The organism is Microbacterium sp. LRZ72, from assembly GCF_033792225.1.
Taxonomy (GTDB): domain Bacteria; phylum Actinomycetota; class Actinomycetes; order Actinomycetales; family Microbacteriaceae; genus Microbacterium.
Map to the genome: position 1 here is coordinate 98,511 of NZ_JANGEX010000007.1, position 24,319 is coordinate 122,829.

Sequence of the window (24,319 nt, forward strand, 5' to 3'; positions counted from 1 at the left end):
CTGGGTACTGGGCCCGCCGCGCACTCGCGCCCAGAGGCCACTCCACCGCTTCGCCAGATAGGATGGCCCAGCCCGTCCGGACTGTGCGGTGCCTTGCTACCTGCACGGCCCTCATACGTCAACACACTGAAGGACCTCTTCATGCGCCTCTTCGTGCAGATTCCTTGCCTCAACGAGGAGCAGACGCTTCCGTTGGTAGTGGCCGACATTCCGCGTGAGATTCCCGGAATCGACGAGATTCATATTCTTATCATTGATGACGGCAGCACCGATCGAACGATTGAAGTTGCACGTTCCCTCGGTGTCGAGCACTTCGTCGTGCACACGCGCAATATGGGGCTCGCGCGCTCGTTCAGAGACGGTGTGGACTATGCCTTGCAGCATGGGGCGGACATCGTCGTGAACACCGACGGTGACAACCAGTACCCGCAAGCGCGAATAGCGGATCTGGTTCAGCCGGTCGTCCAGGGTCGAGCCGACATCGCGATTGGAGACCGGCAGACGAAGACCATCGAGCACTTCTCATGGTTCAAGAAGTCGATGCAGAGGGTAGGTTCCGGAGTCGTGAACTTCGCGGCCGAGACCGACCTGCCTGACGCTGCCAGCGGGTTCCGTGCCTACTCCCGTGAGTCCTTGATTCGGCTGAATGTCGTCACGCAGTTCAGCTACTGCATGGAGACCATCATTCAGGCGGGCAACAAGCGATTGCGTATCGCGAGTGTGCCCATCAAGACGAACCCGAAGACGCGTGAATCTCGCTTGTTCAAGAACATTTTCCAGCACATGGGGCGTTCGGCGCAGGCGATTACACGCAGCTACCTGATGTTCAAGCCACATGTCGTCTTCCTCACGTTGGCCGTCCTGTTTCTCGTCGGAGCCGCTGTGCCGTTTGGGCGGTTCCTCATCCTGACCTGGGCGGGTGTTGCAGGCGACCACATTCAGTCCCTGCTGCTGGGGACAGCGCTGCTAGTCGGGTTCTTGCTGAGCGTCGCGCTGCTTGTTATCTCGGACATGCTCAGCACCAATCGCACTTTGATGGAGGACGCGCTGGAGCGGATCAAGCTCATTCAGTATGCCGACGACCGACTGGTCGACCCCAACAACGTGGGTCCATCGGAGATCACCCGTCATCCCTCGATGCCCGTCGGGGTTGCCGCCAGATCCGATTCTGCACGGACAGCGAGCCGTGCAGACTCAATGGGCACTGCGCGCAATTCATGACAAGAGCGCAGCCTGACAACCAGCAGAAACGACGATGGCTCCATCGCGCCATCCCGATTCTCTTCTACGCGCTCCTCGCCGTTTTTCTCGTTTTCGCGCTCGTCACGATCGATTGGTCGCAGCTATCGAGTCTGCAGCTGACGTGGTGGCCGCTCATCGCGGCTACCATCCTGAGTCTGCTGTTTCGGTACTTGGGCGTCTTCATCTGGTTGCGACTGCTCTATCGCCTTGGCGGTCGCGGTCTCAGGGGGCATTACCGGGAACTGACCTACATCTATGCCAAGTCCTGGCTCGGCCGCTACATTCCGGGTGCCGCGACGTGGATTCTCGGAAAGATCTACTTCGCCGGCCGTCACGGCGTTCCACGCTCCAAACTCGCGGTCAGTGGTGTTCTAGAAGGCGCCTTGCAGATCGTGGCGACGCTCGTTGTGGGGATCGCGCTCATCGCATTCGACGCACGAGCCGCCTCCGTGGCTCCCTGGTTGCGGTGGGCCATGGTCGGTGCGCTGATACTCGGGCTCGTGGCGCTGTTGCCGCCCGTCTTCAGGCGGCTGCTGCGCACGGCGTTTCGGCTCATGCGAAGAGGGACGCCAGCAGAAGCATTGCTCCCGCGTTGGGGAACCATGGCGGAGGCGACGGGCCTCTACGTGGTCGGCGCCTTGGTGACCGGCGCAAGCTACTACCTCGTCGTCATTTCGGCCTATCCCGATGTGCCGCTGGGCGATGCGCTCTACGTGATAGGAGCGGCAAGCCTGGCATCTGCCATAAGCATGCTTGCCGTATTCGCGCCCGGCGGACTCGGGGTGCGCGAGGGGGCGTTGGCGCTCCTGCTGGCCGTCGTCGTGCCGCCAGCCATCGCTGCTGTTCTTGTCGTCTTCCTTCGCCTGTGGTCGATCGCTGTGGATCTCATCTTCTTCGCAGTGGCCTGGCTGTCCCGCAACCGGCGGCGCAATGAGTTGATCGGGGAGCCACAGCTATGACGGCGAACGTTCCGCACGTACTCGTCGTCGCCTCAACCTTTCCCTCAGGGCCGAGCGATACCGTCCCGCGCTTCGTGCTCGACCAAGTCGTCGCGCTTCGGCGTATCCGGCCGACATGGCGATTCACTGTGTTGGCACCGCACGACGCGCGGAGTGGAACGGTAGACCGGCGCCAACATGAGGAGTTCTTGGAACTGCGCTTCCATTACGCGCGCCCACGGAGATGGGAGAAACTCGCGGGCCACGGGATTATGCCCGCGATCAGGCGGCATCCGGCTCTCATCTTCTTCGTGCCGGCTCTGTTGTGGAGCGAGTATCGGGCCATCCGTCGTGTCGTGCGCGAAGACCGTCCCGATCTGATCTACGCACACTGGTTCACGCCCCAGGCGATGGCCGTCGCACCCGTTGCGTGGCGCGCGCGGTTGCCATTCGTCTTCACGACGCACGCGTCCGACGTTGCGATATGGGGGCGATTCGGGATTGCGGGAAAGATCGTTGTTCGCTCTGTCTCGCGTGCCGCGAAGGCCTTGACCGCGGTCAGCGAGACATCGCTCTTGCGGATGCGACGGTTCTTCCCCGACGACGAGTGGACGTCGTCCGCGGGCAAGCGCGCGGTCATCCCGATGGGAATTGATCTCGCGGTCCCCGACGTCGGAGGTGCGAGCAACTCATTCCCTGGTGAGCGCGTGGTCTTGTTCGTGGGACGCCTCGCAGAGAAGAAGGGCGTGCGGTACCTCATCGAGGCGTTCGCCGCCGTCCGGGCCGACACGCCAGACGTTCGGCTCGTCGTCGTCGGTGACGGACCGCTACGCAGGGTCCTCGAAAATCAGGCGGCCGTACTGGGGGACTGCATCGAGTTTGCGGGCTATCGGACGGGCGCGGAGAAGGAGCGTCTGCTCCAACGCGCGGACGTCGTGGTGGTCCCCTCCATCGTCGCGGCCGACGGCGACGCCGAAGGGATGCCTGTCGCCCTCTTGGAAGCACTGGCGCGGGGCAAAGCGACGATCGCCACCGAATCGAGCAATGCAGGCGAGATCGATGCGCCTCCCGACGCGGTGGTGATGTGCGCCGACGCCGACGCTGACGCGTTGGCCCGCGCGATGCGCGAGGTGCTGGCATGGCCCGACGACCGGCGTGCGGCAGCATCTCTCGCCGCCAGAAGGGCCGCTGAGCAGTTCGCCTGGCCCGATGTTGCCGAGCGTACGGCGCAGTTCTTGCTCGACCCATACTTGGATAGTCGTCGTTGAGTCGACAGCTGCAGAGGAGAGTATCTTGCGCGTCCTGATCATCAACAGCGATTCGCCGAAGAATCGCGGCGACCGCGCAATCCTTGCCGGTCTCATCGAGGTTGTGCGCCGGCGCTGGCCAGGAGCGGACATCCATGCGCTCTCGCAGTTTCCCGAACGCGACTCCGAGTGGTTCGGAATCACGTTCCTGCCCCAATCTCCCTACAGCGCCAGCCCCATCGACTACGTGCGACTCCTGTGGCACGCGCGTCGGGCGGATGCGATTCTCTGGGGTGGGGGCGAGATACTCAAGGACTACACGAACCGGTTGGGGCTCGTCTACTGGGCTCTCAAGCTCACCGGCTTGTCGTGGCTGCGAGTCCCGATCTACGGCGCGTACCAGGGCATAGGTCCAACTGCCGCTGCAAGCAGTCGAGCGCTCATTCGCTACACGGTCAACCTCACTCGCAGCTTTGTCGTGCGGGACCAGGAGTCGAAACAGAAGCTCGAATCGTGGGGGGCGAGGGTTCCGATCACGGCCTCGTTCGACCCCGCCGTCCTGGCGCCGGTCGCCGCGTGGGACGAGGCTCTCAAGCAACGTGTAAGCCACGAGCTGGAGGTAGAGCCGGTGTTTTTCGACGATGTGGTCGGCATCGGAGTACGGAGATGGTTCCACTACCGCCGAGGAGGCTGGCTGCCGTTCGCGATGAGGAATTCGAACGCCGAGACGGACGAGTTCGTCACCTACCGCGATAATCTCGTGAGGCTGGTCGATCGTCTCACTGCGTCCACCTCGTCCAACATCCTGTTCATCCCGATGCATATGGCACCCGCCGAGGGCGACGACGCGCTGGCGCACGATGTTATCTCACGTTTGCAGCATCCTGATCGTGCGCGCGTGTTGGACCAGGACGTGTTCTCCCCGAGTGAGTTGTCGGCCGTGATCGGCGCATGTAGGTGTTTCGTCGCCTCCCGCCTGCATTCCGCGATCCTCGCGGCGACCGCGCGCGTCCCCGCCCTCGTTCTCTACTACGTCGACAAAGGTCGGCTCTTCTTCGAACAGCTCGGTCTTGTTCGGCTCTCTCGTCCCATCGAGCTCATGCTCGAACCCGAAGGCGTCGATGAAGTGAGCGAGATCGTCGACATGCTGTCGGCGGAAGAAACCGAGCTTCGTGCGACGATCGACGACCGCGTCAAGGCGATGGCAGAGAGCATCTACGCCGACGCCGCGGGTGCATGGGTTGAGCCTGCGCCCTCGACGCGATCGTCGAGGGCCGCGCACTAGGCTCCTCCCTGTGTGCGGATTTTCGGACGCACTGCATGACGGCATCCCACAGAAAGCTATCTAGCCATGGATCTTCTCATCGTCGGATCGGGCTTCTTCGGCCTCACGATCGCCGAGCGCGCCGCGGCCGCCGGTCGCAAGGTCACGGTCATCGACCGTCGGGACCACATCGGCGGCAACGCCTATAGCCAGAACGAACCGCAGACCGGCATCGAGGTGCACCGGTACGGGGCGCACCTGTTCCACACGTCCAACCCGACGGTGTGGGAGTACGTCAACCGGTTCACGACATTCACCGACTACGTGCACCGGGTCTACACGAACCACAAGGGCGTCGTGTACCCGCTGCCGATCAACCTCGGCACGATCAACCAGTTCTTCCAGGCCGCCTACAGCCCCGACGAGGCCCGGGCGCTCGTGAGCGAGCAGGCGGGGGAGTTCGATGTGAAAGCGGCCTCGAACCTCGAAGAGAAGGGCATTGCCCTGATCGGCCGCCCGTTGTACGAGGCGTTCATCCGCGACTACACGGCCAAGCAGTGGCAGACCGACCCGAAGAATCTGCCGGCCGAGGTCATCAGCCGTCTGCCCGTTCGCTACACGTACGACAACCGCTACTTCAATGACACGTGGGAAGGGCTTCCCACCGACGGCTACACCGCGTGGCTGGAGCGCATGGCGGATCACCCGAACATCGAGGTGAAGCTTCAGACGGACTACTTCGACGAGTCGCAGCCTCTCAACAAGACGGCCACGATCGGTCAGGTGCCGGTCGTCTACACCGGTCCCGTCGACAGATACTTCGACTACGCCGAGGGTGCGTTGTCGTGGCGCACGCTGGACTTCGAAGAGGAGGTGCTCGACACCGGCGACTTCCAGGGCACCCCCGTGATGAACTACGCCGACTCGGACATCCCGTTCACCCGCATCCACGAGTTCCGGCACTTCCACCCCGAGAGGGCCGATCGCTATCCGAGCGACAAGACGGTGATCATGCGGGAGTATTCGCGCTTCGCCTCACGTGAGGACGAGCCGTACTACCCCGTGAACACCCCCGAAGACCGCACCGGCCTGCTGGCCTACCGCGAGCTGGCGAAGGGCGAGAGCGGCGTGCATTTCGGCGGGCGACTGGGGACCTACCAGTACCTCGACATGCACATGGCGATCGGGGCCGCGCTGACCATGTGGAACAACCAGCTGTCCTGACGCCTCAGACCCAGAAGCCCTCGTGCGGGGCGGCCGCCTCGTCTTCGAGCAGCGGGCCGACGACCTCGATCGGACGCTGCCCCCGGGCGAACACCTCGCGGCACGGCAGCGAGAACGTCGGGTTCTCGGGGTGCGCGCCGGTCAGCTCGAGCAGACGGTATTCGGACAGGGCGTAGACCACGCGGTCGATTCCGGTCCAGTACGCCGCCCCCGAGCACATCACGCACGGCTCCGCGCTGGTGAACAGCGTCGATCCGGTCATGCCCTCGGCGCCCAAAAGGCGGGATGCCGCCGCCACCGCACGCATCTCGGCGTGCTGAGTGGGGTCGCCGTGCGGCGGGAGGGAGTTGTTGCCGAAGGCCGCGACCACCTTGCCGCGTGCATCGACCACCAGAGCTCCGAACGGATGGGACCCCTCGGCGCGTGAGCGCTCGGCGAGTCTGATGCTCTCGCGCACGTGAGCCAGGTCCTCGGGGGGCAGCGATGACGACATGCGCTTCTCCTTGTTAACAAGTTCGACGGTCGCTTCCATCGTAGGGCCGAAGATTCCCGGGATTCGGGGATTGATTTCACGCCTGTTACAAATTGCGCAAGGGCGCCGTGTCACTTGTGAACAAGTTTCGGGTGCGCGCTACCGTGCTGGTGGGCCGTCATCCGGACGAGACCCGTCTCGCGAAAGGCGTCCATGCCGCACCACCTCACCCGCGCCGATCGCGTTGACGAGCAGCAGATCCGCGCGTTGCCGAAGGCGGAGGTGCACGTGCACCTCGAGGGCACGTTCGCGCTCATCGATCTGCTCACCCTGGCCAGGGAGAACGGGGTGGCGCTGCCCGGGCCGGCGGCGACCCTCTTCGACATCGCCACCCACGACGAGTTCGAGGCGCCCGAGGTGTCCACGGGCGGGGGATCCGGAGCGGGTTCCGCGGGGCTCAGCGGCTTCCTCCGCTTTCTGGACTGGCAGTGCGGGCTCGTTCGCACCGCGGATCAGGCCGCTCGCGTCGCCTACGCCTTCGCGGCCCGCCAGAGTTCCTCCGGCGTGCGCTACAGCGACGTCATCGTCAATCCCACGCACTGGAACCGCTGGGTAGGGAGAGAGCTGGCACTCATGGACGCGCTCGCGGGCGGCTTCGACGCCGCGTCGCAGGACGGCCTGTGCGAGGTGAACATCGCCTACTCGCTGCTGCGGTCGCAGTCTCGCGCCCACGCGGAGGACGTCGTGCGCGACCTCGTCGCCCGTGCGCCCCGTCGCGTGGTCGCTCTGTCGGTCGACGGCGATGAGAAGGCGACCGGGCGAACGGGGGAGAAGTTCCGCGACGCGTTCGCGCTCGCCGCATCCGCGGGGCTGCGCCGGACCGTGCATGCGGGGGAGTCGAGCGGGCCCGAGGGGGTCTGGGACGCGCTGGATCTGCTGCAGGCCGAACGCATCGACCATGGCGTCCGGGCGATCGAGGATCCCGCCCTCATCGAGCGGCTGATCGCCGACGGTGTGAGCCTGGGGGTCTGCCCGCGCTCCAACGTGACCCTGGGGATCTATCCGGACTGGGCCTCACACCCGCTCCCGCGGCTCGTCGAGGCCGGCGTCGCCGTGACGCTGAACACCGACGATCCAGCGCCGCTCGGCTCGTCGCTAGAGAGCGACTGGGCGGTCACCGCGGCCACCTTCGGCTTCGACCTGCCGCAGATGGCGGTCTTCGCGGCGCAGTCGATCGAGGCGAGCTTCGCCGATGACGACATCAAGTCGCGTCTGCGCCACGAGCTTGCCGCGCACGGGGCGGTCGCCCCCGCATGACCGAGAAGACCGAGCTGTACCCGACCACCGCAGAGCTCATCCGCCTGCGCGCGGTGGCGATCGGACAGGAACGCCCCGATCTGATCGTGCGCGGCGGGCTCGTGCAGTCACCGGGCACCGAGGAATGGCTCGAGGCGGACGTGGTCGTGGCCGGACGCCACATCGCGGCGCTGACGCCGTGGGGACACGTCGCGGACGCGGCCACCGAGATCGACGCGGGCGGGGCGTACGTCGTGCCGACGTTCATCGACGCGCATCTGCACATCGAATACACGAACCTCACGCCCGGTGAACTGGCGCGGTTGTCGGTGCCGCGCGGCACCGGCACCGTGCTGACGGACCCGAACGGCGCCGCGAACGTGTGGGGACCGCGCGGGATGGATTTCCTCCTGTCGACCGCGACACCGCTGCATGTGTTCCAGCAGGTCTCACCGACGACCCCGGCCTCGACCGAGCTGGAGCGAGGTGGCGCCGTCATCCCCGAGGAGACCGTGCGGGCGCGCCTGCACGACGACTCCACCGTCACCCTCGGCGAGGGCAACCCCTTCGACTACGGGGACGTGTCGACGGGGCGCTTTCGCACGGCGCTCGCCGCCGGTCGGCGCATCACGGGTCACACGGCGGCCCAGACCCGCGAATCTCTGTGGGGCTATCTCGCGGCCGGGGTCGGCGACGATCACAACTCCTCCACCATCGACGAGGTGCTCGAGCGCACGCGTCTCGGCGCGATGATCACGGTGATGGGGTCGTCGCTGGCCGACAACACGGTGCCGTTGTTCGCCGACCTCGACGCCATCGCGCCCGCGCTGCGCAGCCTCTGCTTCTGCGCCGACGACAAGCACGTGCACGACCTGCGCACCGAGGGCCACATCGACCACCACGTGCGGCAGGCCATCCGCTTCGGCGTCGATCCGCAGCTGGCCTACCGCATGGCCACGGCGCACGCCGCGCACTACTACCGACTGGATCAGGTGCTGGGGGTGCTCGCCCCCTCGCGCCTGGCCGATCTGCAGATCATCCCCGACCTCGCCGACGTTCGCCCCTCCACGGTGGTGGTAGCGGGACGCGTCGCCGCACGAGACGGACGCGCGCTCTTCGCAAACGGGGACCCCGTTCCGGAGTGGGCGCGGAACACGGTGCACCTGCCCGATGAGCTCGACCCCGCAATGTTCGCGCTCCACGCCCCGGACGGCGCACGAGAGACGGTGCGGGTGCGGGCGATGGAGATGTACAACGGCTATTTCAAGCGGGCGTTCGAGGCCGAGCTGGCGGTGCGCGACGGGGTGGTCAAGACGGACCCCGAGCGGGACGTGCTGAAGATCGCCGTGGTCGACCGGCACCATGGCAGTGCGGAGACCGGCTTCGGCTTCGTGCGCGGGTTCGGCCTGGAACGGGGGGCCATCGCGATCACGATGAACTGCCCGAACATGAACATCGCGGTCGTCGGGGTCGACGACGATTCGATGCGGCAGGCGGTCGAGGAGCTGCGCGCGATGGGCGGAGGCTACGTGACCGTGGCCGATGGCAAGGTGCTCGCCCGCGTTCCGCTGCCGATCGGCGGCATGATGAGCGACGCGCCCTTCGAAGAGACCGGAGATGCGCTCGAACATGCTCACGCCGCGACGGCGTCGCTCGGCTGCCCGATCCCCTCGCCGTTCATCATCCTCTCGTTCGTCGGGCTCTACGTGGTGCCGGACCTCGGCATCACCGAGCGGGGGCTGATCGACGCGGTCACGCAGTCGTTCGTCGACGTTCTGGTCCCCGGCCCCGTCGATGGCTGCGGCCACGGACACGCCGCATGAGCGCCTCCCGAGAGCTCGACGCCGGACGGCGCGAGGACCAGCGCGTGCTCGCCGCACTGCTCCGGTTCGTGCGCGGTGCCGCAGCCGCCGGGACGACGTTGCAGGGCGAGGTCGAGCTCGCCGAGCGCATCGGCTGCAGCCGCAAGCAGGTGCGCGACGTGCTGGCCTCGCTGGAGCAGCAGGGCGTGGTGCATCGTCGGCAGGGTGCCGCAACCGAGGTCGACCCGGTCGCCATGCGGATGAGCGTGCGGTTCGAGGATCAGCTCGAGCACGAGGCGCTTCTGCGTCAGCTGGGCTACGAGGCCGACGTCGACGTGCTCGAGACGACCGACACGCTGCTCACCCCCGAGGTCGCAGCGCTGCTGATGACGCAGGCGGGGGCACCGGCGGCGCGGGTCGTGAAGAGATGGCGCGCCGACGGCGAGGTGGCGATGCTCGCCTTCGACACGATCCCGCTGCCGGCAGGCCACACGGCGTGTGAACTCGGCGATTCGATCTACACCGCCATCACGCGCCTCTGGGGCGAGGCGGTGGCATGGGAGGTCGCGACGCCCTCGGCCGAGATCCTGGGCGACGAGGATGCCGCCTTGTTCGAACGGAGGCCCGGCATCCCGGTGCTCACGCTCGACCTCGTCGGGATCGGCTTGAGCGGCCGCCGCCTCTTCCACGCCCGCGAGATCCACGATCCCGCCACCGTGTCGTACTCCATGATGCGCACCGTGCGCCCGCCACAGGTGTTCTCCACGGCGCGCTATCAGTTCTGATTTGTAGGAAGGTCCCCATGCTCACCCGCACATCACCCGTCGCCGTCCCCGTCGCCGAACGGCGCTGGCTCGAGACCGTCGCCGACCTGGCCACCTCGTTCGCGGCGACGGTGGCCGAGGACGACGTCTCCGCGCGACTGCCCGTCGAGCACCTGCGAGCGCTGTCCGATTCGGGGCTCGACGCGGCGTTCCTCCCCGTCGAGCACGGGGGAGAGTCGCTGTCGTACGCGACACTGGCCCATGTGGTGCGCATCCTTGCCGCCCACCACCCCGCGGTCGCGGCCGTGTGGCTGATGCACATCGGCGCCGCACATGCGCTCGTGGTCACCTCGGCGCCGGATGAGGCGGCGTTCTTCGCCGCCGAGCTGCGTGCCGGCAGGCGCTTCGCCAACGCCCTGTCCGAGCCCGCCGGCGGGAACCACTTTCTGACCTCGCACCAGGATGCCGAGCCGACCGCCGACGGATGGGTGCTGACGGGCCGCAAGCTGTTCGTCTCGGGCTCCGAGATCGCCGACCATCTCTTTCTCAACTCCCGCGTGGACGGGGCCCCCGCGTTCTTCGGTGTGACCGTCGACGACACGGTGACCTTCCCCGAAATCCAGGAGACGTCGGGGATGCGGGCGACGCGCAGCCGCAGCATCCACTTCGATGCAACGCCGCTGCCCGTCGAACGCCGGTGCGCGCCGCCGCCCGCCGATTACGCGAACCTCATCACGGTCGGGTTCTCGTCGCTCTCGATCGGCATCGCGGAGTCGGCGCTCGACGCGCTGCGCGACTACGCCGTGGGCCGCACCTCGCCTGGCTCGGCGGGCACGCTGGCGCAAGCCCCCTGGGTGAGGTCCGAGACCGGCCCCGTCTGGGCCGAGGTGCGCGCGGCGAGGCTCATGGCTGAGCAGGTGGCGTGGCTCGCGGATCAACGCTCGGGCGAGGCGATGCCCGCGGCGACCGAGACGAAGCTGCTGGCCAACGAGGTGGCCAAGAAGGCGGCGGCGCTGGCCGTCAAGGTGGGCGGCGGCAGCGGCTACCTGGTGTCCTCGCCCATCCAACGCATCTTCCGCGACGCCCAGGCCGGGGCGATCATGGCGTACTCCGTTCCGTTCACGGCGGAACTCGTGGGTGGGTGGGTGCTCGACACTGCGGGTGAGTGACGTCCGCCGTGGCTGCCGCGCCGGGCGGTCGGCCGCGGTTAGAGTGTGGGCGTGCCTTCGCCGTCCTCCTTCGTGTCCTCGTCCTCGTCTCGTCGTCTTGCGGTCGCCGCTGCCGCCATCGGCATGCTCGTGCTGACCGGATGCGTGCCCGAGCCGGAACCGACGGCCGCCCCGACCACGACCGACAGCCCCAGCGCATCGGCTGCGCCCACGGCGACGTCGGAACCTACGACCCCGTCGTCGCCTTCGGCGTCGGCGTCGCCGTCGCCGTCGCCGAGTGACGACGGGGAGCTGCGGGCCCTCGCCGACACGATCGGCGTGACCGATTTCGAGCTGCGGGGGCCGGCGGAGTACGTGGTGCAGTGGGGCATCGGCTCGCTCGACGGCAGCGAAGTGCGCATCTACGAATTCGCGTCCGAGGAAGACTTCAACACGTACCTCGACTCGGTCGTGGCCTTCGGTATCACCCGTGAAGACTTCGTGCGGGAGGAGCCCTACGCGGTGGCCCCCACCGACCGCAGCCAGCTCGAGCGCATCCGCGCCGCGCTCTCGTAGCGGCATTCCCGGCGCGGCGCCGGTCGTAGACTCGTCGGGTGAGCACACCCGCCGTCGGAGCCCCAGGCACTGCGCGGCGGTATCTGCATTCGCTGTGGCTGCTGTCGGCCCGCGACCTGCGCCTGCGCTATGCCACGAGTGCCCTCGGCTATCTCTGGTCGGTGCTCGACCCGCTCGTGATGAGCCTGATCTACTGGTTCGTCTTCACGCAGGTCTTTCAGCGCACCGTGGGCCAGGACCCGTACATCGTCTTCCTGATCGCCGCGCTGCTGCCCTGGGTCTGGTTCAACACCGCCGTCGGCGACTTCACGCGGGCGTTCAATCGCGACGCCAAGCTGGTGCGCTCGACGGCGATCCCGCGCTCGATCTGGGTCAACCGCATCGTCGTCAGCAAGGGCATCGAGTTCGTCTTCTCGCTGCCGGTCCTGATCGCCTTCGCCGTCTTCGCGGGCGCGAGCGTGGGGTGGGGTCTGCTGCTGTTCCCGGTCGCGGTGCTCCTTCAGACCGCGCTGCTCGTCGGACTCGGCCTGCTCGTCGCGCCCCTGTGCACGCTCTACTCCGACCTCGAGCGCACGACCCGGCTCATCCTCCGCGTGCTGTTCTACGGGTCGCCCATCATCTACAGTGTCGGCGACCTGCCCGGCATCTTCCCGCAGCTGGCGGCCTTCAACCCGCTCGCCGGCATCTTCACGCTGTACCGGATGGGGTTCTTCCCGGAGCTGTGGGACACGATGACGGTCGTCGTCGGCGCCGTCATGAGCCTCGGCATCCTCGCGCTCGGCATCGTGGTGTTCCGCGCGCTCGAGCGACCGGTGCTGAAGGAGCTGTGATGGAGGACGTGGCGATCGAGGTGCGCGACCTGGGGGTGCGGTTCCGCCGCAACCGACGAGGACGTCGGAGCGTCAAGGATCTCTTCGCCGACTCGTCGCGGCGTGCCCGACCCGGGGAGTTCTGGGCGCTGCGCGACGTCTCCTTCGACGTGCGCGCGGGCGAGTCCATCGGCGTCGTCGGGCGCAACGGGCAGGGCAAGTCCACGCTGCTCAAGCTGGTCGCCCGCGTGCTTCTGCCGGACGAGGGCAGCGTGCGCGTGAACGGGGGAGTGGCGCCGCTGATCGAGATCACGGGCGGCTTCGTCGGCGACCTGACCGTGCGCGAGAACGTGCGGCTGACCTCGGGTCTGCACGGAATGACGCGCGCCGAGGTGTCGCGTCGATTCGACGGCATCATCGACTTCGCCGAGCTGCACGACTTCGTCGACACGCCCTACAAGCACCTGTCGAACGGGATGAAGGTGCGGCTGGCCTTCAGCGTCGTCTCGCAGCTCGAGGAGCCGATCCTGCTCGTCGACGAGGTGCTCGCGGTGGGCGACAAGGCGTTTCGCGAGAAGTGCTACCGGCGCATCGACGAGCTGCTCGCCGAGGGCCGGACGCTCTTCTTCGTCTCGCACAACGAACGGGACCTGCGGCGCTTCTGCACCCGGGGCCTCTATCTGCACAAGCACGGCCTGGCGATGGACGCGCCGATCGACGAGGTGCTGGCGCGGTACAACGCCGACCACGGCGGCGCTGTGTGAGCACGACGGCCGAGCTGCCGCCGACGCGGGTTGGGCGCCGGAGGCAGCGATCGCAGCGCATTCTGGAGATCGACGGACTGCGAGCGATCGCTCTGACACTCGTCGTACTTTTCCATCTATTCGGCCAGGGTCGCGTCTCCGGCGGGGTGGATGTCTTCCTCGTTGTATCGGGATTCTTGATGGCAGCGTCCGTCTTCGCCGCGATCGCGGACGGTAAGTCCCTCGCGCTTGGTCGTAGATGGGGCAGGATCTTCACACGACTGGCGCCGCCGGCCTTGATAGTTCTGCTCTTCGTGATCGCCATCACGGAGTTCGTCATGCCGCCATGGACACGTGAACAAACGCTCGACGAGGTGATCGCGGCGGCTCTCTATTTTGAGAACTGGCAATTGATAACATCGCAACTGGAGTATGGAGCGGCGGGGCCACTGACCAGTCCTGTTCAGCACTTCTGGTCATTATCGATCCAAGCTCAGTTCTTTGTCATTTTTCCCCTTATCGGCGGGGGAGTGATGGCACTGGCTCGGTCCGCGCAACGACGCAGAACGCTTCTCATCTCCGCTATTCTCGCGGGCTCCGCATCGTCATTCTGGTTCGCGACGGTGCTCAACGCGTCGGATCCCGCGGCGGCCTACTTCAACTCCTTCGCCCGGTTCTGGGAACTTGGCGTCGGCGCTCTCGTGGCAGTGTTGGTGAGGGGACGTCTGCAGTTTCCACCAATCGTTGCAACCTTGATGGGCTGGGTTGGCATCGCCCTCATCTTGTCAAGCGGGTTCCTTATCGATGGCGCACTGGCGTACCCAGGGCCCTACGCGCTCTTTCCTGTCGCAGGGGCTGTACTTGTTCTGCTCTCTTCGCGTGCGCAAAGCAGCTTCGCCGCCAAGGGCATCCTATCGACGCCGGCGCTCGGTGCTCTCGACCGCATCTCGTATCCTCTGTACTTGTGGCACTGGCCGCTCTTGATTCTCTACCTTTCGTTGGCTGGAACGACCGAGCTCGACGTGCTAGGCGCAGGAGCCGTCCTAGCTGCGTCCGTCCTGGCGGCCGTCTCGACGTATTTCGCTGTCACCCGCCCGATGGAACGGCTTCTAGTGGGCTCCCGCCACTGGGCGAAAGCCGTTGGCCTGGCGATCGTAGCGGCGAGCATCGTGGTGGGTTTGTGTCTCGCGTTGCTGACTGCCGTTCGTGCGGCGCCCGCTGTCGAACTCACTGGTGAGGAATGTCTCGGAGCGGTCGCTGTGGACCCTTCTTCACAGTGCGATTCAAGAGAGCTACCCGGAGAGCTTCTGCCCAATTTGGCCGCGCTTCGAGAAGACGATGACAACCGAAAAGAATGCTGGACACGGTCAGGTAGTAGCGAGCTTTCCATTTGCCAACTTGGGTCCGTCGAGGGGTACTCGCAACGCATCCTTGCAGTGGGTGATTCACACAACAACACGCTGCTTGGCGCATATGAGCGCATCGCTGACGACAACAACTGGCGCATCGATGTCGCTGGCAAGGCTGGATGTCATTGGACGACGTGGCAGCCGCGCGAAAAATCTGTCGAGGCAGAATTGTGTACGGCATGGGCGCAAAAGGTGACGGAGTATGTCGGGGCTCAAGACGATCTCGATGCGATTGTCGTGACGCACTCGAGTCGGCCTGAACCTGGATCTCTTGATACCCGGAACGATCGGTCCGCTCAAGTCGACGGTCTTCTAGACGCGTGGTCAACTCGCGACCCGCATATTCCAATCGTGGCGATTCGAGACAACCCGATCTTTCCAGCGTCCCTCTTGGATTGTGTGCAATCCTCGACCTGGGAGACGGACACAACTTGTGGTCTTCCAAGGAGCGCTGCACTCGTTGAGAGCGAGTTGAACGAAGCCGTCCCTCGTGATGCGAACGCCCACCTGATGGACTTCTCGGACATCTACTGTGAAGACGTCTATTGCCCACTGGTGCGCGGTGGCGTTGTCGTGGTGCGAGATGGGTCACATCTCACCGCGACTTTTGCCCGCACACTGGCGCCCTACATCGAGCGAGGCATTGGCGTCGCTCTGCGTGCGGGCGCCCCGGTCGGCTAGTGTGACTGTCGTTTGCCGTAACTGAGAAGAAGGCAGGGTCAGTGAAGGAAGCCCCTAGCGGACGTCGGTCGATCGCCGATATGCTCCGTGGTTCAACCCGCCGCGCCGACACCGCCGTTCTCTATCTCGTCTCCACCGCCGGTCACCCGAACTACGGCGACGAGCTGATCACCCGTGCCTGGCTCGACTTCCTTGCGGAACACCGCCCGAGCGCCGAGGTCTGGCTCGACTGCCCGCATCCGGGACGCGTCGCCCACCTGATGAAGGACACCCACCCGCGGCTGCGCGTGACGAACACGCTCTGGGAGCTGGCGCTCGGGAGCGTCTCGCACGACCCGGTCGAGGACGCCGCACGCATCGCGTCGCTGGTGCGGGACCTGGGGTCGCCGCGGTTCGACGCCGGTCTGCTGCAGCTGCGTGAAGCCGCATCGGTGCACGTGCTCGGCGGCGGATACCTCAACGCGATGTGGCAGGACAACCTCGGCATCATCGCGGCGCTCGCCGAACTGCGCCGCAGCTTCGGCGTCCGCGTGTTCGCCACCGGACAGGGGCTGCTGCCCCAGAACGAGCGGCACCGCGACTGGCTGATCGAGCAGCTGTCGGCCTTCAGCCTGATCGAGGCTCGCGATGCCGAGACCGCACAGCTGGTGGGGGCGACCTCTGGGCTGGACGACGCCTTTCTCGCGCTGGCCAACTCCCGCCCCGTCTTTGACGCCCGCCCGGTTCCCGAGCGCATGGTGCTCGTGCAGGGGGATCTGCAGGCGTGGGACGACGCCGCCGCTGCCGAGACGATCGGTGCCTTCCTTGCCGATGCCGACGAGAGCGAGGTCGGCTTCGTCGAAGCGGTTCCTCCCGACGATTCGCGCTATGCGCAGCGAGTGCGCCCCGGGGCGCGGTTCTACCCCTTCGGCCATGTCTGGGCCGACGGGCTGCCGGCCCGCGCGGGGCAGAAGTGGCTCACGTCCCGCTTTCACGCCCACCTGCTCGCGGCCGCCGCGGGAGCGGCGGGCATCGTCATCGAGGGGATGAGCGGCTACTACGACGTCAAGCACCGCTCGCTCATCGAGCGGGGGACGGGGTGGAGCATCGTCACGGCGGGCGACCTGTCGCAGGGGCTCGAGCCCACGCTCGATCCTTCCTTTCCGGGACGGGCCCGGGGGTTCGCGAGCGAGAAGATCGCGCTCGCACGCCGCCTCTACGCGGAGTGAGCGCCGTCGAGGGGAGGCATCGGCCGCCACTCGCTCTCACGCGCGAGCGCGCGGCCGTCGCGCAGCCCCCGCCACAGGTTGCTGGTTCCGCGCACCGTGCGTTCGACGAAGAACAGCCGGATCAGCTCTTTCGCGAAGGTCAGGACCGTCCCGATCGCGAACCGCACGGGCCGGTACGCGCCGTGGGTGCGGAAGTAGTGCTTCATGTGCCCTCGGTTGCGCATGATGTAGTACCGGTAGGCATTGCTCGAGGCGTTCAGATGCCGCAGGCCGAAGTCCCACTGGCGGATCTCACGCGTGCGCTGCAGGACGAACTCGTCCACGATCACCGACGTTGTCTTGCGTGACGCCAGCCACCCGTAGACCGAGTCGTCCCAGTAGATGAAGAAGCGCGGATCGGGCAGGCCGATCTGCGCCACGACGTCGCGGTGGATGAACATGCCCTCGAAGCATCCGGAGTTCATCTCGCGATAGCCCGACGCGTCGAAACCGGCGGGGGCGAACGGGATCGGGATTCCGAGCGGGATCGAGAGGCGGTACTGCCAGTAGAACTCGCTGCCGTCGTAGTCGTAGCGCCGCCCCTGGATGCTCTTGAAGCGCGGCGCCCAGTCGCCCATCCGCGCCAGTCCGTCCGGAAGCACCTCGACGTCGTCGTCCATGAGCCACATCCACGTGGAGCCGAGGTCGTAGGCGACCCGCATGCCCTCGCTGAAGCCGCCGGATCCGCCCGTGTTGGTCTCGAGCCGCCGGTAGACCAGCTCGCTGCCGAGCCGCTCGCGGAACGACTCCGCCACCGCGGTCGTGTCGTCGGACGACGCGTTGTCGATCACGACCACATGACCGGGCTTGGGGTCCATCCTGGTGATCGACTCGAGCAGGCGCGAGAGCAGATTCGACCGGTTGTACGTGACGATCGCGATGGTGGCGGAGGCGGGGTCGAATCCGGTCGCGACCGCATCGTCGGTGCGAGCCTGAGTCATCCGGCATCCGAGAAACGACGGCGCCACGCCTCCGGCGAGACGAGATCGGGCAGGGCCTTGCGGTAGGAGCGAGCCAGGTCGTCCCACTCGCGCTGCAGGCGCCAGTGCAGACGGACCGAATCGGTGAGCATCCGGCGGAACTGGCGCCGGTCGCGCGTGTAGATGTTCTTGCCCGACCCGTCGGCGGCGTTGACGAGCGCGCTGTCGTAGAAGGGCATGCGCCACCAGTTGGCGTCGCCCTTGCCGAACTCGACCTCGGGTTTGGCGACGTTGTCGGGATCGGGCCGGTGGAACCAGTGTGCGATCAGCACGCGAGCCGTGAAGATTCGCAGGGCGAGGCCGGTCGGGCTGTCGAAGATGTTCGCCTTCATCCGCTTGAAGGTGAGGCGGCCCTTGCGGGAGCGCAGCGGTACACCGGTGTCCTTCTGGGTCTTCGTCTCGGGAAAATCGTTCGCGAGCCGGCGGGCCTCGGGCATCGCGGTGGCGAGGTTGTCCCACATGTGCTGCGGCCCTCGCAACGTGTCGCGCAGCGCGCGGTGCCGCAGCTCGACGGGGTAGTACTGCATCATCATCAGGTGCTTCAGATCGACGCGCCGGCTGTGTCGTGGCAGCGTTCCGCCACGGGCAGTGCGGGAGTGCAGGAGTCCCGCGACCGCCCGGTTGCGGATGTGGTAGTAGGCCTGCCAGTCGATCGAGTCGTCCTTGCCGACCCACGACACGTGCCAGAGCGCGACGCCGGGCACCGACACGGTGGGGTACCCCGCCTCGCGCGCACGCAGGCAGTATTCCGCATCGTCCCACTTGATGAAGGCGGGCAGGGACAGCCCGATCTCACGCAGGATCTCGGTGGGGATCAGGCACATCCACCAGCCGTTGTAGTCGGCGTCCAGCCTCATGTGCAGGATGGGGGACTGCCGCAGGTTCGCGTACGAGAAGTCGTGCGGCATCCGCTCCTGGAAGAGGTTGCGCCACATGAACGGCGCGTCCTCGACGACCTCGGCCCAGGCATGCAGCTTGGGGCGGTCCAGCAGATCGAACATGTGCGCGCCGACGATCGTGGGAATCGTGGCGTAGCGGCCGAAGATAATCGATCGTCGCACCGACTCGGGCTCGATCTTCACGTCGTCGTCGAGCAGCTGCACGAACTCGCTCTGCCCCGCGTCGAGGGTCTCGAGCATCGACCGGGCGAAACCGCCGGAACCGCCCAGGTTGGGCTGGCGGATCACGTTCAGGGTGTCGCCGAGCTGGGCGGCGACCTCGTCGAAGCCGTCCTGCTCCTCGACGAGCTTGGTGCCCTGGTCGATCAGGTAGATGCGGTCGACGAGCTCGAGCACGCCCGGCTCGGCGGCAAGGTCGCCCAGGGTCGAGACGCAGTAGTCGGGCTTGTTGAACGTCGTGATGCCCAGGGAGGCGTTGCCCGTGCGCTTGGGTTCCTGCTCCGTGGTCCATTCCGCTCCGCGGAAGATCACGGTCGACTCGTCGGCGACGATGTCGAACCAGATCCACCCTCCGTCGCTGTAGCGATCGAGCGTCAGGTCGAAGAACGTCTCGGCGTCGTCGGTGACCTCTTCGGTCTCGAGCCGCTGGTGCACCCCGCCGCCGTTCGAGCGGTAGACCAGCACCGTCGCGCGGCCGCTCGTGCGCACCTGCAGTCGCACCTTGCGCACCTCGGTCCAGTGCTGCCAGTACGACGCGGGGAAGGCATTGAAGTAGGTGCCGAACGACACCCGCCTGCCGGCGGGGATGCGAGCGCTGTTGCGATCCAGCACGTTGCCGAGGTGCGCCACGCTCGACACGCGTACGGGCTCTTCGTCGACGACCGACCACGTTTCGGGATCCGCGTACAGCGGCAGCAGATCCGGGTCTCGTTCGATCGGGAAGACGACGTTCTGGAGGACGTGGGTCACGATGGGGGGTCTCCGGTTGTTCGGCGGCGCGCGGCATCGAGCAGCATCGAGCCGAGACGTCAGCCTACCGGTCCGGCGTGGGCGGCCCCTGAGGAAGCGCCGGGGACGGAGCATCCGGCCCCGCCGCGTCCGCGGCGCGCATCCGCTCGCGCCACGACCGGCTCATGCCCGCACGCACGGCGCAGACGACCAGCAGCAGCCAGCCGAAGCCGCCGAGAGTGAAGCTCTCGAACATCGAATCCGCCAGCAGCGTCACGAGCACCAGCGGTGTCCAGGCGTACACGATGGAGCGGCGCGCGCTGGCGACCAGCCACGAGCGCACGAGCGCGATAGCCGACATCGCCGTGAACAGCAGCAGCCCCACCCAGCCGGCCTGCAGCAGCATGTCGAGGTAGGCGTTCAGGGCCGAGGCATGCGGGCCGTCGGTGATGAAGTTGATCGAGACGAACGGGAACTCCTGCTGCGGCCAGGGACCGACCCACCCCCAGCCCGGCACCGGACGCAGACGCACATAGATCAGCAACGTGTCCCACAGCTGCGCGCGCGTCGCGAAGTCGGAGCCGGCGTTGAGCACCGCGATGATCGGATGCCGCAGCAGATACGCCGCGATGGCTCCCACGACCACGATGCCCGCTATCGAGAACTGCAGGGCCCGCCTGCCCGCGGCGGGGGTACGCCGCACCAGCATGAGCGCGCCGGTCGCGCCCGCCACGGCGAGCGCGAGCACGAGCACCGTCGGCGATGCCGAGAACAGGGCCAGGATGCCGGCGAGCGCCACCGAGAACACGCCCGCTCCGCGTCGGATCGAGCTGGTGCGCCACTCGATCGCGAAGGTGATCAGCGCGATCACCGCGACGAAGCCCAGCATGTTGCGCGTGCCGAAGATCCCCTGCACGGGTCCGCCGGCGGCGATGTTGCCCTCGATCGAGAGGAAGCGGATCGGCACATCGAGCAGGATCCCCGAGAGGATCTCGAGTCCGAGCGACACCGAGAGCAGGACCCGCAGTACATCGCCCAGGGCCCGCGCGGTCTGCAGCGTGTCGCGGATGTGGCCGATCACGACCGCGATGAACGCCAGGGCGGCGACGCCGAGCCAGCCTGAGACGGTGTCGCCGGCGTCCACGCTCCAGACGAGGGTCGCAAGCAGCCAGGCCAGCAGCAGCACCAGAGTGGAGGGCACGAGACGCACCAGGTTCAGCTCGTGGCGGCGTCGCACGAGCACGGCCGCCCCGACCACGCACAGACCGCCGAGCACCGTCGCGTACGTGACGACGCCCGCCATCCGCACGATCGCGAACGCCGACAGCACGGCGCCGAAGGCCGTCACCGTGTAGGCGCGGGCGAAGGCCGCCGAATCCAGCGCGTCGCTGGCCCACACCGCCACCGGATGGCGGGGGACGCCGGCGGCATCCGTCATCCGCGGACCCGCCGCAGGCCCTCGCCGCGCTCGAGCGCGAGCGTGCGCTCGGCCGGCCCCTCGCCCACGAGCGGGGCCTGGCCCATCTTGTGCGTGAACAGCACGACCAGCAGCCATCCCCACTCCGACAGCGGGCGGGATTCGGCGAGCGACTGCACGAGCAGCACCGTCATCACGAGTGTCGGCAGCAGCGTCTCGGCCTGGAAGGGCCGGTCGGCCCGCAGATCCCACCGTGGGCGGTCGATGGCGAAGAACCAGCCGCGCCAGATGACGCCGAGATAGGTGGCGGCGAACAGCGCCGTGCCGATCACCCCGAGCTGGAAGAACACGTCGAGCCATGCGCTGTGGGCATGGAAGACCGTGAGGTCGTTGATGATGATCCAGCCGTCGAACTCGGGCACCCACGGCAGCCACGGGGTGGAGTACCCCCACCCGAGCACCGGATGCTCGGCGGCGCGTGCGGCGACGGCATCCCAGATGCCCACCCGGCCGGTGAGATCGCCGCTCTTTCCGAGGATGTCGAGCCAGATGTCGCGGCCGAACCAGGCCACGGCGAGGCCGGCCGCGCCGAGGCCGGCGTAGGCGACGTAGTACTTGGTGCGCTCGCCGGGACGCGACGTGGTGCGCATCAGCAGCGCGGTGCCCAGGACCGCCCCGGCGGCGAGGGCCGCCACCCACACGCTCGCGGACGTGGCCCGCCACATCAAGAAGGCGGCGACCACGATCCAGCCGATCTGCCACGCCCGTCCCGGGGCACCGGCTGCCAGGCGGATCGCGAACACGATGATCGCCAGCAGCGACACGATCGCGAGGAGGTGCGAGTTACCCACGATGCCCTGGATCTGCCCGCCGTCGAACAGGTTGTCGCGCGACCAGTACAGCTCGGTGACGACCGCGCCGTCCCAGAGCACGAAATTGGGCAGCACGGGACGGTGGAGGACGAGTGAGACCCATAGTTCGAACGCGACGGACAGACCCAGCACCCACATGAGCGCCGACGCCAGGGCGCGCACGATCTCGCGCCAGGTGAGGATGCTGCCGACGAAGATCGCCTGCGCGGTCGTCACGACCAGTGCGCTCCAGGTGATCAGCGTGGCCTGCGGCCAGGTGGACCACAGCACCGAGACGCCCGCCCACACCACGTACGCGAGCGGTATCCACGGCAGCTGCCGCAGCGCGACCGTCGGTCGCACGCGCACCCAGACCGCCGCACTCACGATCACCGAGGCGCCCAGCAGCAAGGCCAGGCCCACGGCACCCAGCAGGTTGAACCAGAACGTCGTGGCGAGCGCGCCGAACAGTACGAAACCCGCCCAGGCGCGCAGGAGAAGGTGACCCGTGGTCTCGCGGGCCGGGGCGCTCGGCGGGGCGCTGACGGGATGTCGCGTGTGGACGGCCATGGTGCCCTCAGGCTACCGGGTGAGCGGCTCGCCGACAGGAGCCGTGTGGGGGTCGTGACGGCTTCTAGACTGGCGGGGATGCTGCTGCCCTTGACCAACGCGCCGCGCGAGTACGCGTGGGGTTCCCTCGACGCGATCGCCCTGCTGCAGGGCCGCGACCCGTCGGGCCGACCCGAGGCCGAGGTCTGGTTCGGCGACCACGCCGGCGACCCCTCCGACGTGGAAGGCCAGAACGTCACGCTCGACCAGTGGCTGGCGCAGCACGGCGCCGCCCACGGCACGCCCGATCGGCTGCCCTTCCTGCTCAAGCTGCTCGCCGCGGCGTCGCCGCTGTCGATCCAGGCCCACCCGTCCCGAGCGCAGGCCGCGGCCGGCTTCGCGCGGGAGGATGCCGCCGGCATCCCGCGCGAGGCGGGGCACCGCACCTACCGGGACGACAACCACAAGCCCGAGGTCATCGTCGCGCTGAGCCCCGTCTTCGAGGCGCTCGCCGGATTCCGGCCGGTCGACGAGGTCTCGGCGCTGCTCGCCGCGATCGCGGGGGAGCGGAGCGCCGGGCTGCGGGCGCGGCTCGACGCCGAAGCGGCATCCGCCGTGCTGCGCGAGACCGTCCACGACGTGCTGACGGGGCGCGCGGACGCGCTCGTCGAGGCCGTGCGGGCGGGGCTCGACGACCACGCGCTCCCCGCCGCCGGCGCGAGCGGCGGGGATGTGGCAGCCGACCTCGCCGCGCTGCGCGCCATCCATGCTGCCTATCCCGGCGACCCGGGCGTGGTCGTCGCCCTGCTGCTGAACCGCGTGCGCCTGCGGCAGGGCGAGGCCCTCTTCGTGCCGGCCGGGATGCCGCACGCCTACCTCTCGGGTCTGGGCGTGGAGGTGATGGCCGCCAGCGACAACGTCGTGCGCGGCGGGCTGACGCCGAAGCACATCGACGTCGCCGAGCTGATGGACACGCTCGATGTCGAACCCGGAGCGCCGCCGCGACTCGCCCCGCGCGCCGGCGGGCCGGGGGTGGAGGTCTTCGCGCCGCCGATCGAGGACTTCTCGCTCGTGCGGGTGACCCGCGACTCGGTGCTCGCCCCCAGCGTCACGGCCCCCCTGGCCGGCGCGGCGATCGTGCTGGCCACCCGCGGCGCGCCGATCGTCGCCGACGGCGAGGGCGATGTAGTGCTGCCCCCGGGGCGCGCGGTGCTCGTGACCGCGGACCAGCCGAGCGTGCGCATCGGGGGGCGCGGCGAGGTGTTCGTGGCCCGGCGCGGCGGTCTGCCCGAATCGTGACCATCGCACCGGCGCGTCGCGAACGTTCATCCCGATATTGAGGGTTTACGATTCCGCACTTGACCTGAGGGGAATGACACCGGTGTAATTAAGGCACTGCGCGGCACGCGTGGGGGCTATAGGTGGGAGACGAAATGGCGGGCTCGGAATTCCGTTCCGGCGTACCCGACAATTGGTTCGTCGACCCGGTGAGTCTGGGGGTCCCGGGGGTTCGACGGCCGATTGACGGCGACGATCCTTTGTCATGGCAGACGGATGCGCTCTGTGCGCAGACGGATCCGGAAGCATTTTTTCCGGAGAAGGGCGGCTCGACACGCGATGCGAAACGCATCTGCACGTCGTGCGAGGTGCGGGGGAAGTGCCTCGATTACGCCCTGCAGAACGATGAGCGCTTCGGCATCTGGGGGGGAATGTCCGAGCGAGAGAGGCGCAAGCTGAAGCGTCGAGCGGTCTGAGGCTCGCGCGGCGCGTACGCCCGGGTTTGCGGGCGAGGCGGGCCTAGGCTGTCACAGTC

21 protein-coding genes are annotated in these 24,319 nt (G+C 67.4%); 16 read left to right on the forward strand and 5 right to left on the reverse strand.

Annotation, left to right across the window (positions count from 1 at the left end; genetic code table 11):
* Positions 1-141 precede the first annotated feature (141 nt).
* The 5 genes from M4I32_RS09435 (at position 142) to glf (ending at position 5,915) form a co-directional block, all read left to right on the forward strand.
* A complete protein-coding gene (locus M4I32_RS09435; protein ID WP_319034231.1) occupies positions 142-1,221 on the forward strand; it encodes a glycosyltransferase family 2 protein in 1,080 nt (359 codons plus the stop codon).
* Positions 1,218-2,201 (forward strand): lysylphosphatidylglycerol synthase domain-containing protein, encoded by a 984-nt coding sequence (locus tag M4I32_RS09440; RefSeq protein WP_319034232.1) that lies wholly within the window; start codon positions 1,218-1,220, stop codon positions 2,199-2,201. The genes M4I32_RS09435 and M4I32_RS09440 overlap by 4 nt, the downstream gene beginning before the upstream one ends.
* Positions 2,198-3,448, forward strand: coding sequence for a glycosyltransferase (locus M4I32_RS09445; protein WP_319034233.1), 1,251 nt, complete (start codon positions 2,198-2,200; stop codon positions 3,446-3,448). The genes M4I32_RS09440 and M4I32_RS09445 overlap by 4 nt, the downstream gene beginning before the upstream one ends.
* Positions 3,336-4,712 carry a polysaccharide pyruvyl transferase family protein gene (locus M4I32_RS09450; protein ID WP_319034234.1) on the forward strand — a complete coding sequence of 459 codons (1,377 nt, stop codon included), beginning with the start codon at positions 3,336-3,338 and terminating at the stop codon, positions 4,710-4,712. Before M4I32_RS09445 ends, M4I32_RS09450 begins: the two co-directional genes overlap by 113 nt.
* A gap of 66 nt (positions 4,713-4,778) precedes the next feature.
* Positions 4,779-5,915, forward strand: coding sequence for a UDP-galactopyranose mutase (gene glf, locus M4I32_RS09455; protein ID WP_319034235.1), 1,137 nt, complete (start codon positions 4,779-4,781; stop codon positions 5,913-5,915).
* A gap of 4 nt (positions 5,916-5,919) precedes the next feature.
* Here glf and M4I32_RS09460 read toward each other — a convergent pair whose 3' ends face one another.
* Positions 5,920-6,408, reverse strand: a complete 489-nt coding sequence (locus M4I32_RS09460) for a nucleoside deaminase (protein WP_319034236.1) — start codon at positions 6,406-6,408, stop codon at positions 5,920-5,922.
* A 192-nt stretch (positions 6,409-6,600) separates the two neighbouring features.
* On the opposite strand from M4I32_RS09460, the gene add reads away from it, so the two are divergent.
* The 9 genes from add to M4I32_RS09505 are packed head-to-tail and all read left to right on the forward strand — an operon-like array spanning position 6,601 to position 16,823.
* Positions 6,601-7,704 (forward strand): adenosine deaminase, encoded by a 1,104-nt coding sequence (gene add / locus M4I32_RS09465; RefSeq protein ID WP_319034237.1) that lies wholly within the window; start codon positions 6,601-6,603, stop codon positions 7,702-7,704.
* On the forward strand, positions 7,701-9,506 hold the full coding sequence (locus M4I32_RS09470) for an adenine deaminase C-terminal domain-containing protein (protein WP_319034238.1): 1,806 nt from the start codon (positions 7,701-7,703) through the stop codon (positions 9,504-9,506). The genes add and M4I32_RS09470 overlap by 4 nt, the downstream gene beginning before the upstream one ends.
* Complete coding sequence (locus M4I32_RS09475) at positions 9,503-10,270, forward strand: GntR family transcriptional regulator (RefSeq protein ID WP_319034239.1); 768 nt, start codon at positions 9,503-9,505, stop codon at positions 10,268-10,270. Before M4I32_RS09470 ends, M4I32_RS09475 begins: the two co-directional genes overlap by 4 nt.
* Positions 10,271-10,287: 17 nt before the next feature.
* On the forward strand, positions 10,288-11,418 hold the full coding sequence (locus M4I32_RS09480) for an acyl-CoA dehydrogenase (protein WP_319034240.1): 1,131 nt from the start codon (positions 10,288-10,290) through the stop codon (positions 11,416-11,418).
* 51 nt (positions 11,419-11,469) lie between these two features.
* Positions 11,470-11,973, forward strand: coding sequence for a hypothetical protein (locus M4I32_RS09485; RefSeq protein WP_319034241.1), 504 nt, complete (start codon positions 11,470-11,472; stop codon positions 11,971-11,973).
* A gap of 38 nt (positions 11,974-12,011) precedes the next feature.
* Positions 12,012-12,803, forward strand: a complete 792-nt coding sequence (locus M4I32_RS09490) for an ABC transporter permease (RefSeq protein ID WP_319034242.1) — start codon at positions 12,012-12,014, stop codon at positions 12,801-12,803.
* Positions 12,803-13,546, forward strand: coding sequence for an ABC transporter ATP-binding protein (locus M4I32_RS09495; RefSeq protein ID WP_319034243.1), 744 nt, complete (start codon positions 12,803-12,805; stop codon positions 13,544-13,546). The genes M4I32_RS09490 and M4I32_RS09495 overlap by 1 nt, the downstream gene beginning before the upstream one ends.
* Positions 13,543-15,615, forward strand: coding sequence for an acyltransferase family protein (locus M4I32_RS09500; RefSeq protein ID WP_319034244.1), 2,073 nt, complete (start codon positions 13,543-13,545; stop codon positions 15,613-15,615). The genes M4I32_RS09495 and M4I32_RS09500 overlap by 4 nt, the downstream gene beginning before the upstream one ends.
* A 41-nt stretch (positions 15,616-15,656) precedes the next feature.
* Positions 15,657-16,823, forward strand: coding sequence for a polysaccharide pyruvyl transferase family protein (locus tag M4I32_RS09505; RefSeq protein WP_319034245.1), 1,167 nt, complete (start codon positions 15,657-15,659; stop codon positions 16,821-16,823).
* On the opposite strand, the gene M4I32_RS09510 is transcribed toward M4I32_RS09505, so the two are convergent.
* The 4 genes from M4I32_RS09510 to M4I32_RS09525 form a co-directional block, all read right to left on the reverse strand.
* A complete protein-coding gene (locus M4I32_RS09510; protein ID WP_319034246.1) occupies positions 16,811-17,803 on the reverse strand; it encodes a glycosyltransferase in 993 nt (330 codons plus the stop codon). The genes M4I32_RS09505 and M4I32_RS09510 overlap by 13 nt on opposite strands.
* Positions 17,800-19,710: a glycosyltransferase gene (locus M4I32_RS09515; protein WP_319034247.1), complete on the reverse strand. Its 1,911-nt coding sequence runs from the start codon at positions 19,708-19,710 to the stop codon at positions 17,800-17,802. The genes M4I32_RS09510 and M4I32_RS09515 overlap by 4 nt, the downstream gene beginning before the upstream one ends.
* Positions 19,711-19,774: 64 nt before the next feature.
* Positions 19,775-21,127 carry an O-antigen ligase family protein gene (locus M4I32_RS09520; RefSeq protein ID WP_319034248.1) on the reverse strand — a complete coding sequence of 451 codons (1,353 nt, stop codon included), beginning with the start codon at positions 21,125-21,127 and terminating at the stop codon, positions 19,775-19,777.
* Positions 21,124-22,527: an O-antigen ligase family protein gene (locus M4I32_RS09525; RefSeq protein WP_319034249.1), complete on the reverse strand. Its 1,404-nt coding sequence runs from the start codon at positions 22,525-22,527 to the stop codon at positions 21,124-21,126. Before M4I32_RS09525 ends, M4I32_RS09520 begins: the two co-directional genes overlap by 4 nt.
* A 78-nt stretch (positions 22,528-22,605) precedes the next feature.
* Here M4I32_RS09525 and manA point away from each other — a divergent pair, with 78 nt between their 5' ends.
* Both manA and M4I32_RS09535 read left to right on the forward strand, forming a co-directional pair.
* A complete protein-coding gene (manA, locus tag M4I32_RS09530) occupies positions 22,606-23,805 on the forward strand; it encodes a mannose-6-phosphate isomerase, class I (protein ID WP_319034250.1) in 1,200 nt (399 codons plus the stop codon).
* 134 nt (positions 23,806-23,939) lie between these two features.
* The gene (locus M4I32_RS09535; RefSeq protein WP_319034251.1) at positions 23,940-24,260 is read left to right on the forward strand and encodes a WhiB family transcriptional regulator; all 321 of its coding nucleotides are present in this window, start codon (positions 23,940-23,942) and stop codon (positions 24,258-24,260) included.
* Positions 24,261-24,319 lie beyond the last annotated feature (59 nt).